The sequence below is a fragment of the Sphingomonas abietis genome (assembly GCF_027625475.1).
GTDB classification, from domain to species: Bacteria; Pseudomonadota; Alphaproteobacteria; order Sphingomonadales; family Sphingomonadaceae; genus Solisphingomonas; species Solisphingomonas abietis.
Window position 1 is genome coordinate 434,906 of the sequence record NZ_CP115174.1, and the last position, 14,621, is coordinate 449,526.

Annotated in this window: 15 protein-coding genes; 10 read left to right on the forward strand and 5 right to left on the reverse strand. The window is 68.0% G+C overall.

What is annotated here, in order from left to right; all coding sequences use genetic code 11:
- The first annotated feature begins 2 nt into the window (after positions 1 to 2).
- The 3 genes from PBT88_RS02165 (at position 3) to PBT88_RS02175 (ending at position 2,894) form a co-directional block, all read left to right on the forward strand.
- A complete protein-coding gene (locus PBT88_RS02165) occupies positions 3 to 752 on the forward strand; it encodes a response regulator (RefSeq protein ID WP_407696501.1) in 750 nt (249 codons plus the stop codon).
- Positions 749 to 2,062: a sensor histidine kinase gene (locus tag PBT88_RS02170; RefSeq protein WP_270077607.1), complete on the forward strand. Its 1,314-nt coding sequence runs from the start codon at positions 749 to 751 to the stop codon at positions 2,060 to 2,062. The genes PBT88_RS02165 and PBT88_RS02170 overlap by 4 nt, the downstream gene beginning before the upstream one ends.
- A gap of 94 nt (positions 2,063 to 2,156) precedes the next feature.
- On the forward strand, positions 2,157 to 2,894 hold the full coding sequence (locus PBT88_RS02175) for an EF-hand domain-containing protein (RefSeq protein ID WP_270079146.1): 738 nt from the start codon (positions 2,157 to 2,159) through the stop codon (positions 2,892 to 2,894).
- 2 nt (positions 2,895 to 2,896) lie between these two features.
- Here PBT88_RS02175 and PBT88_RS02180 read toward each other — a convergent pair whose 3' ends face one another.
- From PBT88_RS02180 to PBT88_RS02195, 4 genes are all read right to left on the reverse strand, one after another.
- Complete coding sequence (locus PBT88_RS02180; RefSeq protein WP_270077608.1) at positions 2,897 to 3,070, reverse strand: hypothetical protein; 174 nt, start codon at positions 3,068 to 3,070, stop codon at positions 2,897 to 2,899.
- Between the two features lie 62 nt (positions 3,071 to 3,132).
- On the reverse strand, positions 3,133 to 4,035 hold the full coding sequence (gene mmsB / locus PBT88_RS02185; protein WP_270077609.1) for a 3-hydroxyisobutyrate dehydrogenase: 903 nt from the start codon (positions 4,033 to 4,035) through the stop codon (positions 3,133 to 3,135).
- A 97-nt stretch (positions 4,036 to 4,132) separates the two neighbouring features.
- Positions 4,133 to 4,912: an enoyl-CoA hydratase gene (locus PBT88_RS02190; protein ID WP_270077610.1), complete on the reverse strand. Its 780-nt coding sequence runs from the start codon at positions 4,910 to 4,912 to the stop codon at positions 4,133 to 4,135.
- Entirely contained in the window at positions 4,909 to 6,054 is a 1,146-nt protein-coding gene (locus PBT88_RS02195; protein ID WP_270077611.1) for an acyl-CoA dehydrogenase family protein, read from the reverse strand. The genes PBT88_RS02190 and PBT88_RS02195 overlap by 4 nt, the downstream gene beginning before the upstream one ends.
- Positions 6,055 to 6,123: 69 nt before the next feature.
- Between PBT88_RS02195 and PBT88_RS02200 the strand changes: the two genes are divergently transcribed.
- Positions 6,124 to 6,438, forward strand: coding sequence for a GIY-YIG nuclease family protein (locus tag PBT88_RS02200; protein WP_270077612.1), 315 nt, complete (start codon positions 6,124 to 6,126; stop codon positions 6,436 to 6,438).
- 100 nt (positions 6,439 to 6,538) lie between these two features.
- Here PBT88_RS02200 and PBT88_RS02205 read toward each other — a convergent pair whose 3' ends face one another.
- Entirely contained in the window at positions 6,539 to 8,035 is a 1,497-nt protein-coding gene (locus tag PBT88_RS02205; RefSeq protein WP_270077613.1) for a CoA-acylating methylmalonate-semialdehyde dehydrogenase, read from the reverse strand.
- 111 nt (positions 8,036 to 8,146) lie between these two features.
- Between PBT88_RS02205 and PBT88_RS02210 the strand changes: the two genes are divergently transcribed.
- From PBT88_RS02210 to PBT88_RS02235, 6 genes are read left to right on the forward strand one after another with little or no spacing between them, the layout of a single operon-like run.
- Positions 8,147 to 9,049, forward strand: a complete 903-nt coding sequence (locus tag PBT88_RS02210) for a LysR family transcriptional regulator (protein WP_270077614.1) — start codon at positions 8,147 to 8,149, stop codon at positions 9,047 to 9,049.
- A 43-nt stretch (positions 9,050 to 9,092) separates the two neighbouring features.
- Positions 9,093 to 9,551, forward strand: a complete 459-nt coding sequence (locus PBT88_RS02215; RefSeq protein WP_270077615.1) for a MarR family winged helix-turn-helix transcriptional regulator — start codon at positions 9,093 to 9,095, stop codon at positions 9,549 to 9,551.
- Positions 9,548 to 11,590: an FUSC family protein gene (locus PBT88_RS02220; protein ID WP_270077616.1), complete on the forward strand. Its 2,043-nt coding sequence runs from the start codon at positions 9,548 to 9,550 to the stop codon at positions 11,588 to 11,590. The genes PBT88_RS02215 and PBT88_RS02220 overlap by 4 nt, the downstream gene beginning before the upstream one ends.
- On the forward strand, positions 11,587 to 11,802 hold the full coding sequence (locus tag PBT88_RS02225; protein ID WP_270077617.1) for a DUF1656 domain-containing protein: 216 nt from the start codon (positions 11,587 to 11,589) through the stop codon (positions 11,800 to 11,802). The genes PBT88_RS02220 and PBT88_RS02225 overlap by 4 nt, the downstream gene beginning before the upstream one ends.
- A complete protein-coding gene (locus tag PBT88_RS02230; RefSeq protein ID WP_270077618.1) occupies positions 11,799 to 12,680 on the forward strand; it encodes an efflux RND transporter periplasmic adaptor subunit in 882 nt (293 codons plus the stop codon). Before PBT88_RS02225 ends, PBT88_RS02230 begins: the two co-directional genes overlap by 4 nt.
- Positions 12,677 to 14,125: an efflux transporter outer membrane subunit gene (locus tag PBT88_RS02235; protein WP_270077619.1), complete on the forward strand. Its 1,449-nt coding sequence runs from the start codon at positions 12,677 to 12,679 to the stop codon at positions 14,123 to 14,125. The genes PBT88_RS02230 and PBT88_RS02235 overlap by 4 nt, the downstream gene beginning before the upstream one ends.
- Positions 14,126 to 14,621 lie beyond the last annotated feature (496 nt).

Consider the following 14,621-nt stretch of genomic DNA (forward strand, 5'->3'; position numbering starts at 1 on the left):
GCATGCGCTACGACATGACCATGGCTGCCGCACTCGCCGATCGCCCCGCCAATGCGCTCGCCCACCTGCTGGTGGTGGACGATGATGCCGGTATCCGGGTTCTGCTGGCCGAGCGGCTGGGGGCCTATGGCTATCACGTCACCACTGCGGCCAGCGTGATCGAGATGGATCGGGTGCTGGCGCGCGGCGGCATCGATCTGATCCTGCTCGATGTGATGATGCCGGGGGAAGACGGCTTGTCCGCCTGTCGCCGGCTGGTCGAGGATAATGGTCCGCCGGTGATCATCCTCTCGGCGCTCGGGGATGAGCAGGATCGCATCGTCGGGCTGGAGATCGGCGCCGATCATTATCTGTCCAAGCCGTGCAGCCCGCGCGAGATCCTCGCCCATGTGCGCGCGCTGCTGCGCCGGCAGCAGATCGCCGAGGTCGAGGAGGTGCGGCGGGGGTTCAGCTTTCTGGGTTGGCGGATGGATATCGACACCCACGAACTGCTCGATCCCGATGGCGTTCTCGTCCACCTGTCGGATGGCGAGTTCGCGGTTTTGCGCGCCTTCGTCGAGCATCCGCGCCGGGTGCTGACCCGCGAGGCGCTGCTCCATGCCGCGCGCGGGCCGGATTCGGATGCGTTCGATCGCGCGATCGACGTGCAGGTGAGCCGGCTGCGGCGCAAGCTGCGGGGCAATGACAGCGATCTGATCCGCACCGTGCGGAACGAAGGCTATCTGTTCGTGCCCAAGGTCGTGCCGACGTGAGAGGACGGGGGGGGATCATCAGGCCGCCGCTGTTCCTGCGGATCTTCGGCGTGATGCTGGTATCGCTGATCTGTGCGCAGTTGCTCGATTTCGGCCTGTTGCTGACGGTGCCGCCGCCGACGCCGCGGCTCTATTCGATCGCCGAAGTCGCGCAGCTGCTCCGCGGTGCGGCACCGGATACGGAAATCTACCGGGTTTCCGAAAGCATGACGCCGCCGCCCGACGACGACGATACCCATGCCGATCGCCTGCGCAGGCTGCTGGCAGAACGGCTCGAGGTCTCGACCGCCGACGTCCATCTCGATTTCGAGCGCCCGCCCTTGTTCCTGGGGCCGCCGATGCGGCGCTTCCGGCCGCCCGACGGCGCCGGGCGGGAATTGCTGTTCGGCCGGTTCAGCGCCGCCTATCACCTCCCCGGCGGCGCCTGGCGGATCGTCAAGCCGGCGCCGCATGGCATCGAGCCCTGGCACTGGCGGATGCTGCTGTGGCTGTTCGGGCTGCTGCTGGCGGTCGCGCCGTTCGCGTGGCTGGTATCCCGGCGGGTGGCGCAGCCGATCGGGCTGTTCGCCGTCGCAGCCGAGCGCTTGGGGCGCGATCCCCGCGCCGAACCGCTGCCGCTGGACGGCCCTGTCGAGGTGGCGACCGCGGCGCTGGTGTTCAACGAGATGCAGGCCCGTATCCGTCGCTACGTCGATGACCGCGTCACCATGGCCGCGGCGATGGCGCATGACCTGCGCACGCCGCTGATGCGCCTGTCGCTGCGGGTTGAAAAAGCGGGTGCGGATGTGCGGCCGGCGATGGAGGCCGATATCGCCGAGATGAACGAGATGATCGGTGCCGCGCTGGCCTTCGTCCGCGATACCGCCCGGCCGCCGCGCCGGCAGCGGCTGAGCCTGCGCGCGCTGGTCGAAAGCGTGGCGGACGAGATGGTGGACCTGGGCGCCGACGTGACGGTGGAATTGGGCGACGATATCGTCATCGATGCCGATATCGCCGGCCTCAAGTCGCTGTTCGCCAATCTCATCGGCAATGCGATCGCCTATGCCGGGCAGGCGCGGGTACGGATGTCCCGCCCGGATGGCCATGCCTTGATCGAAGTGGCGGACGACGGGCCGGGCTTGCCGGACGATCTGCTGGAGCGGGCATTCGAGCCTTTCTTCCGCGCCGAACCGTCCCGCAATCGCGAAACCGGGGGGAGCGGCCTCGGTCTTGCCAGTGCGAGGGCGGTGGCTCGCGCGCATGGTGGCGACGTCACCTTGCGCAACCGGGCCGGGGGCGGTCTGCTCGCCCGCGTGCTGCTGCCGCTTTGACAGGAGCGGTGGGCAGGCTATCGCCGATATGAGTGCCTCGAACGGGCCATCAAAGGGAATCGACATGCGGACGGTTTGTGTATGCTTGGGCGCCGTGCTTCTGGCCGGGGTTGCGCTCGCCGATCCGCCTGTCACCGCGCCCACCGCATTGCCCGCCGGTACGCAGCCGGCCGCGGCCGCAACGCCGTCCGTCGCCACGCCCGGCGCGGACATCACCGTGAACGGTGCGGCGCCGACGATGGCGCAGCTCGGCGGCGGCCATATCTTCATCAGCCCGATGGGCGAGCCCTATCATACGCAGGGCGGCGTGTCGGCGGCTGAGCAATGGTTTCGCGACGCCGATGCCAATCATGACAATCGCATCACCCCGCAGGAGTTTCAGGAAGACGCCATGCGCTTCTTCGCGACGCTCGACGTCGATCATAATCATCTGATCGAGCCGGACGAGATCGACCGCTACGAAAGTGACGTTGCGCCGGAAATCCGCGTGATCAGCACCTATGGCGATCCGACCCTCGCCAAGACCGACGACGACGGCAACGTCACCGATCCGCCCTATCCGAGCCGCATCGGCGCCGGCCGCTTCGGTTTCCTCGATGCGCCGGAGCCGGTCGTGTCGGCCGATCTCAATTTCGATCGCGCGATCAGCGAGCAGGAGTTCGAGACGGTGGCGCTGCGCCGCTTCAAGATGCTGGACGTCAATGGCGACGGCGTGATCACGCGAGACGAGCTGCCGCGTCTCGATGTCCATCCCGAGCGGCGCAACGGGCGTGGCAATCGCTTCGGCCAGGGCGGCGGCCATCATCACGGGCATGGCGGCGCCGGCGACTGACCTCAGGCGAGGACGGCCGAGAGGAACCAGATTCGGGTCGCCTGCGTCCGCATGATCGGCGCGCGGCAATAGCGGCAGACGCCGCGATGCACGTCCCCGTCGCATTGCTTGTGGGCAGGGACGGGGGTGTGGCGGCCGATGCGGCAGCGCTCGGCGCGGGTCAGCTTCTGGGGCACGGCTCTCTCCTTCGTCAGGGAGAGGACTTGGTCGCCGCGCTTTTCCCTTGGATGTCGCTTTGTTACAGCGCCGTCCGGCCCGGTTGCCTGCCATCCAGCATCGCGATGATCGCCGAGAAGTCCCGTGCGCCGGCGCCGGCATTGACGAACGCCTGGTAGAGCGCGGCGGCGGCCGCGCCCATCGGCACCGCGGCATCGACGCCCTGGGCAGCCACCATCGCCAGCTTCAGATCCTTGAGCATCAACCCGGCCGCGAAGCCGCCTTCATAGCCGCGATCGGCGGGGCTTTGCGGGCCGACGCCGGGCAGCGGGCAATAGCTGGTCAGCGACCAGCTCTGGCCGGAGGCCTGGGACGCGATGTCGTAGAATTTCTGCGGATCGAGGCCGAGCCGCAGCGCCAGCGCCAGCGCTTCGCAGGTGGCGATCATCTGGCTGCCGAGGATCATGTTGTTGCAGATCTTGGCGGCCTGCCCGTCACCCGCCGCGCCGGCATGGATCACCGCCTTGCCCATCTGGGCGAGGATCGGCGCGGCCCGGGCGAAAGCGGCATCCGGGCCGCCGACCATGAAGGTGAGGGTGCCGGCCTGGGCGGCGGCGATCCCGCCCGAGACGGGGGCATCGACCATGGCGAAGCCGCGGTCGGAGGCCGTCGCTGCGACGGCGCGCGCGGTGGCGACGTCGATCGTCGAACAATCGACGAGCAGGGTGCCGGGCGTCGCGGCGGCGAACAGCTGATCGCCATAGACTGCCGCGACGTGCGTGCCGGCGGGCAGCATGGTGATGACGGCATCGGCGCCGAGGCAGGCCTCCCCGGCGGCCGCCACGATCGTGCAGCCGCCGTCGCGCGCGCGCGCCAGTGCCGAGTCCGCCAGATCGAACGCGATCACCTCATGGCCGGCCTTCACCAGGTTGAGCGCCATGCCGCCGCCCATATTGCCGAGGCCGATGAAACCGATGCGTGCCATATCCTCATCCTCTCGCTTGTCGTCGTCCTGATCGGGATCAGCATCCAAAGCCCGGGATATTCCCCTTGTGGCTCTGGATGGGAGCGCTGCTATCCGGTCACTGGCCCTTCCAGGCGCCCAGCCGCTTCTCGACGAAGGCGCTCATGCCCTCGGCCTTGTCCTCGGTGGCGAACAGCCCGGCGAACAGCCGGCGCTCGAACAGTATGCCTTGCGCGAGCGTGGTCTCGAAGGCGGCGTTGACCATCTCCTTGTTGGCGATGGCGGCGAGCGGCGGCATCGCCGCGATCGCCTGCGCGGTCTTGAGCGCCTCCTCGATCAGCTGGTCGGCGGGGACGACGCGCGCGACGAGATTGGCGCGCTCGGCCTCCTCGGCGGCCATCATCCGGCCGGTGAGGCACATCTCCATCGCCTTGGCCTTGCCGATCGCGCGGGTCAGGCGCTGCGATCCGCCCATGCCGGGGGCGACGCCGAGCTTGATCTCGGGCTGGCCGAACTTGGCGGTATCGGCGGCGATGATGAAATCGCACATCATCGCGACCTCGCAGCCGCCGCCGAGCGCGAAACCGGCGACCGCCGCGATGATCGGCTTGCGGGTGCGGGTGAAATCCTCCCAGCCGGCGAAGAAATTGGCGGCATAGGCCTGGGCGAAGCCCATCTGCTCCATCTGCTTGATGTCGGCGCCGGCCGCGAACGCCTTTTCGCTGCCGGTGACGATCATGCAGCGCTGTTCGGGGTCGGCGTCATAGGCGCGCGATGCCGCCACCATGTCGGCCAGCACCTGCGAGTTGAGCGCGTTCAGCGCCTGCGGGCGGTTGATCCGCACCAGCGTGACGGCGCCATGCCGCTCGATCAGCAGGGTTTCGTAGGGTTCACTCATTGCTTCATCAACTCCCGTGCGATGATCATCTTCATGACCTCGTTGGTGCCTTCGAGAATGCGGTGGACCCGTAGGTCGCGCCACAATTTCTCGATCGGATAATCCTGCAGATAGCCATAGCCGCCGAACATCTGGAGCGCGCGGTCAACCACCGATGATCCGGTGTCGGTGGCCAGCCGCTTGGCCATCGCCGCGAACCTGGTCTTGTCGTGGGCGCCGGCGGTCACCTTCGCCGCCGCCATGTAGAGCAGGGCGCGCGCCGCTTCCAGTTCGGTCGCCATGTCGGCCAGCCCGAATTGCGTGTTCTGGAAATCGACGATGCGCGTGCCGAACTGGCGTCGCTCCGCGGTGTATGTCAGCGCCTCGTCGAGCGCGCGCTGGGCGCCGCCGAGCGAGCAGGCGCCGATGTTGAGCCGGCCACCGTCGAGGCCGGACATCGCGATCCGGAAGCCCTCGCCCTCGCCGCCGACCCGATTCTCCACCGGCACGCGCACGCCATCGAAATTGACCTGCGCGGTTGGCTGCGAGCGCCAGCCGAGCTTCCTCTCATTGGCGCCGAAGCTGACGCCCGCCATGTCCTTCTCGATGACGAGGCAGGAGATGCCCTTGGGGCCGTCCGCGCCGGTGCGGACCATGACGAGATAGATCTCGTTCTCGCCGCCGCCCGAGATGAAGGCCTTGGAGCCGGTGACGACATAATGGTCGCCATCCCTCACCGCCTTCGTCTTGAGCGCGGCGGCGTCGGAGCCGGAACCGGGCTCGGTCAGGCAATAGGAGGCGATGGTGTCGCACGTCACCAGCGAGGGCAGATAGCGGGCCTTCACCGCCTCGCCGCCGAACGTGTCGATCATCCACGATGCCATGTTGTGGATCGAGATGAACGCGCTGGTGGACGGGCAGCCATAGGCCATCGCCTCCATGATCAGCGCCGATTCGAGCCGGCCCAGCCCGATGCCGCCGGATTCCTCCGACACGTAGATCGCGCCGAAGCCCAGCTCGGCCGCGGCCTTCACGGTATCGCGCGGGAAGATGTGATGCTCATCCCACTCGGCGGCGAACGGCGTGATCGCGTCGGCGGTGAAGCGGCGCGCCAGCTCCTGGATGGCGCGCTGGTCTTCGGTGAGGTCGAATTGGTCGGTCATCGGCTCTTGCCGCATCCTCTCTCTTGTCGTCATGTTGACGAAGGTCAGCATCCAGACACGCTACGCCCGATGATCGAACGCCATCCCTGCGTCTACATCCTCGCCAGCGGCCGTCATGGCACGCTGTATGTCGGTGTAACGTCGAACCTGCTCGGTCGGCTGCACCAGCATCGTAGCGGCGGCATTCCCGGCTTCACATCGCGCTACCATGTGCATCGTCTCGTCCATTATGAAGTTGCCGATACGATGGAGGCCGCCATCGCGCGTGAAAAGCAGTTGAAGAACTGGCATCGCGACTGGAAGGCGGCCTTGATAGAGCGGTCCAACCCGCTGTGGGACGATTTGTCGCCCAGCCTCGGCCTTCCGCCCTTCTTGTCATCCTGACGAAGGTCAGGATCCAGACGCGCAGCCGCCTGGCGGAGCGAGGCTGCGCGTCTGGATGCTGAACCAAGTTCAGCATGACGGAAAAGACGGACGAGACACTTCACCCCATCGTCGGGATGACGAAGCTGCTGTCGCCCTGCACCGAACCGTCGGGCCAGCGGCCGGTGACGGTCTTCACCCTGGTCCAGAATTTGACGCCTTCCATGCCGTGCTGGTTGGTGTCGCCAAACGCCGAGCGCTTCCAGCCGCCGAAGCTGTGATAGGCGACCGGCACCGGGATCGGCACGTTGATGCCGACCATGCCGACATTCACGCGGCTGGCGAACTCGCGGGCGGCGTGGCCATTGCGCGTGAAGATCGCGACGCCATTGCCATATTGGTGCTTCGAGGGCAGCGCGACCGCCTCCTCGAAATTCTTGGCGCGGACGATCTGGAGGACCGGGCCGAAGATCTCCTCCTGGTAGGTCGTCATGGCGGTGGTGACATGGTCGAACAGGGTCGGGCCGACGTAGAAGCCCTGTTCATGCCCCTGCAGCGTGAAGCCGCGGCCGTCGACGACCAGTTCGGCGCCTTCGTCGACGCCCATCTGGATGTAGCTCTCGATCTTCGCTTTGTGCGCGGCCGTGACGACCGGGCCGTAATGGGCGTCGGGATCGGTCGAGACGCCGACGCGCAGCGCCGCAATCGCGGGGATCAGCTTGGCCTTGAGGCGCTCGGCGGTGTCCTCGCCGACCGGCACGACGACAGGCAGCGCCATGCAGCGCTCGCCGGCGCTCCCGAAGGCGGCGCCCGCCAGATCGTTGACCACTTGGTCGAGGTCGGCGTCGGGCATGACGATGCCGTGGTTCTTGGCGCCGCCCATCGCCTGCACGCGCTTGCCGGCCGCGACGCCGCGCGAATAGACATAATGGGCGATGTCGGACGAGCCGACGAAGCTCACCGCGCTGATCGCCGGATGATCGAGAATCGCATCGACCATCTCCTTGTCGCCCTGGACGACCTGGAGGATGCCGTCGGGCAGGCCGGCCTCCTTGAACAGTTCGGCGAGCATCACCGGCACCGACGGGTCGCGCTCGGAGGGTTTCAGGATGAAGGCGTTGCCGGTGGCGATGGCGACGCCCGACATCCACAGCGGGATCATCGCCGGGAAGTTGAACGGGGTGATGCCGGCGCCGATGCCGAGCGGCTGGCGGAAGCTCCACACGTCGATGCCGGGGCCGGCGCCGAGCGTGAACTCGCCCTTCAGCACATGCGGGATGCCGCAGCAGAATTCGATCACCTCAAGGCCGCGCTGGATATCGCCCCGCGAGTCGGCGATCACCTTGCCATGCTCGGACGACAGGACGTGCGCGAGCTTGTCCATGTCGCGTTCGACCAGTTCCTTGAACCTGAACATGACGCGCGCGCGGCGCTGGGGGTTGGTCGCGGCCCAGCCCGGCTGCGCGGCCTGCGCGGCGGCGACTGCCTGGTCGAGATCGGCCTTCGTGCCCAGCACGACGCGCTTCTGCACCTTGCCCGAATTGGGATCGAAGACGTCGCCGTAGCGCGCGGCCTTCGTCCCGGTGGCGCCTGCGATGAGATGGCCAATATCGTCCACGGGACGCTCTCCTGATTGTTGTTTGCTCCTCCATCGGCCTATGCAAGGTCGCCGGCAAGGTCGACGTTACGCAAGGGGATGCTGCGAAATCGCAGGATGGGGGTCAATGGAATGAACTGGGACGACATGCGCATATTCCTTGCGCTCGCCCGTGCCGGAACCCTGGCGGCGGCCGCACGGCAGGTCGGGCAGGACGCGACCACGGTGGCGCGGCGCATTCAGCGCCTGGAAGCCGCGCTGGCGACCACCCTGTTCGAACATGGCGCGGCGGGCCAGCGCCTGACCGAGAGCGGCCATCGGCTGCTGGCCCATGCCGAGGCGATGGAGGCCGGCGCACGCGCCGTCCGCCAGCAATCGGAGGAGGGGGCGGGGCTGGGCGGATCGATCCGGATCAGCATGTCCGAGGGGTTCGGCATGGGCTTCATGGCCTCGCGGCTGGCGGCGTTCGCGGAGGCCCATCCCGGTGTCGCGCTCGACCTGATCGCGTCGACCGGCTTCCTCAATCCGTCCCGCCGCGAGGCGGACATCGCGATCATGCTGGCGCGGCCCCGGGGTGGCCCGCTGATCGCGGCGAAGCTCACCGACTATCGGCTCGGTGCCTATGCGGCCGCGGATTATCTCGCCGCGACCGGCCCGGTCGAGACGATCGAGGGGCTCACCCGCCGACGGCTGGTCGGCTATGTCCCCGATCTTATCTATGCGCCGGAATTGCGCTATCTCGCGGAAGTCGACGAGCGGCTGGAGCCGGCGATCCGCTCCTCCAGCATCACCGCGCAGGCCCGGCTGATCGCGAGCGGCGCAGGATGCGGCATCCTGCCCTGTTTCATCGGCGACACCATGCCGGGGCTGGTGCGAATTCTCCGGCCGGAGGTGGCGATCACGCGCAGCTTCTGGCTGGTCGTCCATCGCGACATGCGGCGGGTCGCACGGATCGAGGCCTTCATCCGCTGGCTGCGCGATCAGGTTTCCCGCGCGCAATCGGCGTTGCTGGGGGAGAATGTCACCGAGATCTGATTCCCGCTTGCTAAACGTTACTCGCCATATCATTAGGCAGCTAATGGATAGGGATCGCTACCAGGCTGAGGCGTCATTCGGGCGGCGGCTGCTGCCGCTCTCGCGCCGCTGGCATGCGGCGGCGGATCGTGCCTTGCTGGATGTCGGTCTCTCCAACTCGGCGGGGTGGGCCTTGCTTCATGTGGGGCGACTGGGCGACGATGTGCGACAGAGTGATCTGGTCGCGGAGCTGGATATGCAGGGGGCTTCGGTGGTGCGCGTGCTGGATCAGCTGGAAATGGCGGGCCTGCTCGCGCGCAAAGCCGATCCTGCCGATCGGCGTGCGAACCGCCTGCGATTGACCGATGCCGGTCGGGCCATGGTCGGCCGGATCGAGGTGGCGCTTGCCACCTTGCGTCGGGAACTGACCGAGGGCGTGCCCGATTCCGCGCTGGAGATCGCCGACGCGGTGCTCGAGCGGATCGACCAGCGCATGGCGGTGCTGCGCGAGCGCGATCGATGAAGGCCGATGCCCAGGCCGTCCTCTTCTCGGTCAAATGCTTCGTCGCGGCGATGCTGGCTTATTATATCGCGCTCCGGATCGGGTTGAACCGACCCTTCTGGGCGGTGGTGACCTCCTATATCATCGCCCAGCCGCTGGCCGGCGCAGTGCTGTCCAAGGCAGTGTTTCGGCTGATGGGCACCGCGCTCGGCGCCACCGCCTCGGTCATCCTGGTGCCGACCTTCGTCAACGAGCCGGCCGTGCTGAGCCTGGCGCTGGCCCTATGGCTGGGGTTCTGCTTCTACCTGGCGCAACTCGATCGCACGCCGCGCTCCTATATTTTCCTGCTCGCCGGCTACACCGCCAGCATCATCGGCTTTCCCAGCGTCGAAACGCCGGGCGCGATCTTCGACACGGCGATCCTGCGCGTGCAGGAGATCACCATCGGCATCCTCTGCGCCAGTCTGGTCCATGGCGCCGTCTTTCCCCGCACCGTCACCGCGCAGCTGCTGCGGCGGATCGACATCATCCTGGCGGACGCCGGCCGCTGGTCGGTGGCGTCGATGGCCGGCGCGCGCGAGGCGCGGCTCGATCTCGAACGCCGCCGCCTGGCCGTCGACGTGCTGGAATTGCACCAGCTCTCGATCCATCTGCCGTTCGATACCGCGCGAATCCTGCCGCGCGTCCGCACCGTGCGCGCGTTGCAGGATTGCCTGTCGCTGTTCCTGCCGCTCGCCAGCACGATCGAGGATCGGCTGGTGGAGGTGGCGCTGTGCCGCGGCGGCCTGCCCGAGCCGGTCGGCGCGCTGGTCGCCCGCGTCCAGCTCTGGATCGAAAATGACGTGACGAAGCCCGATCGCGAGGAGACGGCGGCGCTGCTGATCGCCGATGCGCGGGCGCTCGAGCCGACGGCGGCATGGGTAAGCGAGCCGGATCTCGTCTGGCGCGACATGTTGCTGCTCAATCTGCTGTCGCGGCTGGCGGAGATGGTGGCGACCCTGCGCGACGCGCATATCCTGCGCGATCAGGTGCGTTCGCACAGCGTCCGCGCGGTGTCGCCGCGGGTCGTCGCGCTGCTCGCCGGCACCAGCAGCCGGCCGCTGCATCTCGATCGCGGGCTGGCGATCCGCGCCGCGCTCGGCACGATCGCGACGATCGGGCTGGGCTGCGCCTTCTGGATCGGCACCGCGTGGAAGGAAGGCGCCGGCGCGGTGCTGATCGCCGGCATCGCCTGCGCGCTGTTCGGCGGCCTGGAGAATCCGCGTGCCATGATCGGCAGGATGCAACTCGGCTCGACCATCGGTCTGCTGACGTCGATCGTCTACGCCTACACGATCATGCCGCGCCTTAGCGACTTCGTGACGCTGGCGGCGACGCTGGCGCCGATGCTTCTCCTGATGGGCGTGCTGATGGGCAAGCCTGCGACATTCCCCGTCGGCGTCGGTATCCTGATCGGCTTTCCGCAGACGGTCGGCCTCTATGCCACCTATACGCCGGCGTTCGGCGCGGCGCTGAACGGCGCGATCGCGCAGTTCGTGGGCATCGGCTTCGCGATGGTGACGGTCGGCCTGTTCCTGACGATCGGCGCGGAGGATCGCGTGGCGCGGCTTGCCCGGGCCGGCTGGCGCGATGTCGCGCTCCGGGCGCGGGGGCGTGCGCCGGACAGCGCGCGCTGGCTGAGCCGGATGCTCGATCGTGTCGGGCTGATGCTGCCGGCGATGTCGGCCGGGTCCAATCCCGGCAAGCCGCTGCTCGATGCGCTGATCGACATGCGGATCGGCTTTGTGGCCGGGGAGCTCGACGCGCTGCGGGGCCGCGCCACGGACGAGGAGCGCGCAGCGATCGCCGACGCGCTGAGTGGCCTGGGTAATCATTTCGGGCGCCTTTCGCCGCGCGATCCGGCCTTGCCGGAGCCCGGCGTGCTCGCCGACATCGATCGGGCCGTGGCGGTCTTCGCCCGCGATGAGGAACTGGGCCGGCGCCGCGAGGGGCTGATCCTGCTCACCAGCCTGCGCCGCAATCTCTTCCCGGCCGCCCCCGCTTATGGAGCCGCAGCATGATCGGCGAGATTTCGATCGGCGGGGTATTCGTCCCGCCGCTGCTGCTGCTCGGGGCGCTGGCGCTGCTGCTCGCCGGCATCCTGTCGCGCCTGTTCCAGATTATCGGCGTCTATCGCTATGTCGCCTATCGCCCGCTTGTCGATTGTGCCCTGTTCGTCCTCCTGCTTGGGCTCCTCGTCGTCCTCTCCGCGCCTTTCGGACCACATTCATGAACCCTATCCTGTCGGCCTTCGCCCGTTGGGTGGTCACCGCGACCATCGTCCTCCTCGCCATCTTCGTCGCGATCTGGCTGTGGAAGCGCTACGAGACCGAACCCTGGACGCGGGACGGCCATGTCCGTGCCGATGTGGTGCGGGTCGCCTCCGATGTCGGCGGCCTGATCACCACGGTGGCGGTGCATGACAACCAGGCGGTGCGGAAGGGCGACCTGTTGTTCGTGGTCGACATGCCGCGCTACGCCGACGCGCTCGGCCAGGCGGATGCCACCATCGCCAGCGCGCAGGCCAAGCTCGATCAGGCGCGCAAGGTCGCCCGCCGCGATCTCGCGCTCGGCGACCTCGTCGCGACCGAGACCCACGAGGCGAATGTCGCCCAAGAGAAGACCGCGGAAGCCAGCGTGCAGGCCGCGATCGCCGCGAAGCAGACCGCCGAGCTCAACGTCCACCGCACCGCGGTGCGCGCCTCGGTCAACGGTATCGTCACCAATCTCGATCTCCACCCCGGCGATTTCGTCGCGCCCGGCGCGCAGGCGCTGGCCCTGGTCGACAATGATTCGATCCGCGTCGAGGGCTATTTCGAGGAGACCAAGCTCGGCCGCATCCATGTCGGCGACAAGGCGCGTATCCGGCTGATGGGCGACGCCCGCGACATGGAGGGCCATGTCGACAGCATCACCGCCGGCATCGCCGACGATCAGAGCAAGGGCACGGCCAACCAGCTCCTCGCGGTCGATCCGACCTTCTCCTGGGTGCGCCTCGCCCAGCGCATTCCGGTGCGTATCCATGTCGATCGGATGCCGGCCGGCACCCAGCTGATCGCCGGGCGGACCGCGACGGTCACGATCCTGCCCGAGCCGGGCGCACATCGGTGAGGCCGGCCTTCGCCACCACCGCGATCGCGCTGCTGCTCGCCGGCTGCACGGCGGGGCCGAACTATCATGTGCCGGACAAGGCGATGGTGAAGGCCCCCAGCGCGAACGGCGCATTCGTCGCCGGGCAGGGCAAGGCGTTCGACCAGGCGCCGCTGCCCGATCATTGGTGGAAGCTCTACGACGATCCGCGGCTCGACGGCTATGTCGCGGAGGCGCTGGCCGCCAACACCAATTTGCGCGCCGCCGACGCCAATCTGCACAGCGCCAGCGAGGTGGTGCGCGAGGTCCAGGCCGGGCGCACCGTGCAGACCCAGCTCGGGGCGGCGGCGTTCGGTGCGCGGGTCGGCGGCTACACGCTGACGGTGCCGCTCGACCTGCCCTATAGCGGGCTGCTTGACGCCACGATCAGCTATCCGCTCGATCTCGCCGGCGGCATCCGGCGCGGGATCGAGGCGGCGCAGGACAATGCCGAGGCGGTGCAGGCGGCGCGCGATCAGGTGCGGGTGACGGTGGCGGCGGCGGTGACGCGCAGCTATGCCGATGTCTGCACCGCCAATGTCACCCTGGCGGCGACGCGCCACGTCCTCGATATCGAGACGACCACGCTCAATTCGATGCAGCGCCTGTTCAAGGGCGGGCGGGGCACGTCGTTCGACGTCACCCGCGCCCGCGCCGCCGCCGACAGGAGCGCCGCGGCGATCCCCGAGATCCTCGCCGGACGGCAGGCCTCGCTGTTCGAGATCGCCGCGCTGATGGGACGCGCGCCGGCCGACTATCCGCGCGAGCTGGAAGACTGCGCGACGCCGCCCACGCTGCACCAGCCGATACCGATCGGCGACGGCACCGCGCTGCTGCGCCGGCGCCCCGATATCCGTGCCTCCGAGCGCCAGCTGGCGGCAGCGACCGCCGGCATCGGCGTGGAGATGGCCAAGCTCTACCCGCAGGTGTCGCTGACCGGCACGGCGGGGCTCGCCAATTCCTTCTCCAGTTTCTTCACCGGCGCCAGCTTCGGCGGATTGACGGGGCCGGTGATCTCCTGGGCCTTCCCCAATCGCAAGTTGCTCCACGCCCAGATCGCGGCGGCGGGCGATGCCGCCGACGCCGCCTCCGCGCAGTTCGACGGCACCGTGATCGAGGCGCTGCGCCAGACCGAAACGGCGCTTTCGGCCTATGCCCGCGAAATCGACCGCGACGCCGCGCTGGAGAAGGCGCGCGACGATGCCCAGCACGGGACCGACCAGGCCAATCGCCTGTTCCATTATGGCCGCACCGACGTGCTGAGCGTGCTCAACGTGCAGGCCCAGCTGGCCGAGGCGGAGGCGACCCTGGCATCGTCTCGGGCGACGCTGGTCGATCGCCAGATCAACCTGTTCCTGGCGCTCGGCGGCGGCTGGGAGGGGCAGGCCGCCACCGCGAAGCCGGAAGCCCTGCCCGCCCAGCATTAGCCGCGACCGGCTGCCAGCCACGCCGTTCTCCTGCGGAAGCAGGAGCCCAGCGGCCGAGCGCATGGCCGTTGCTCACCTGGGCTCCTGCCTCCGCAGGAGCACAAGCGGGGTGGTGTCTCGTGCCCATTCCAGTCGCAGGTCGTTCGGGCATAATGCCGGCGACGCTCCGTTGTACGTCATGTTAACTATCTGATTTCACATCAGAAATGGCGTTTCGGGCGAAGCTGACGAAGTTGACATCCGACCGCCCCGAAAAAAGACCTTTTCGCCGCCCCGATCGGCCGCACGGATCGACGGTGAGAAAGAGCGGCCCGGCATCCCGGTCCACCCAATCTCTCATGCGAAATCCTACAAGGGAAGCCGAGTCGGCTTTTGTTGAGCCTTTGTCGCTCGTGGACGGTGCCGGCGTTGCTGAAACCGGATATGTCGACGTCGCAAGAAGGGGCTTTCTCGACACGCCGTCGATCGGCTCGATTGGGTGGACAGCGGTCATTGG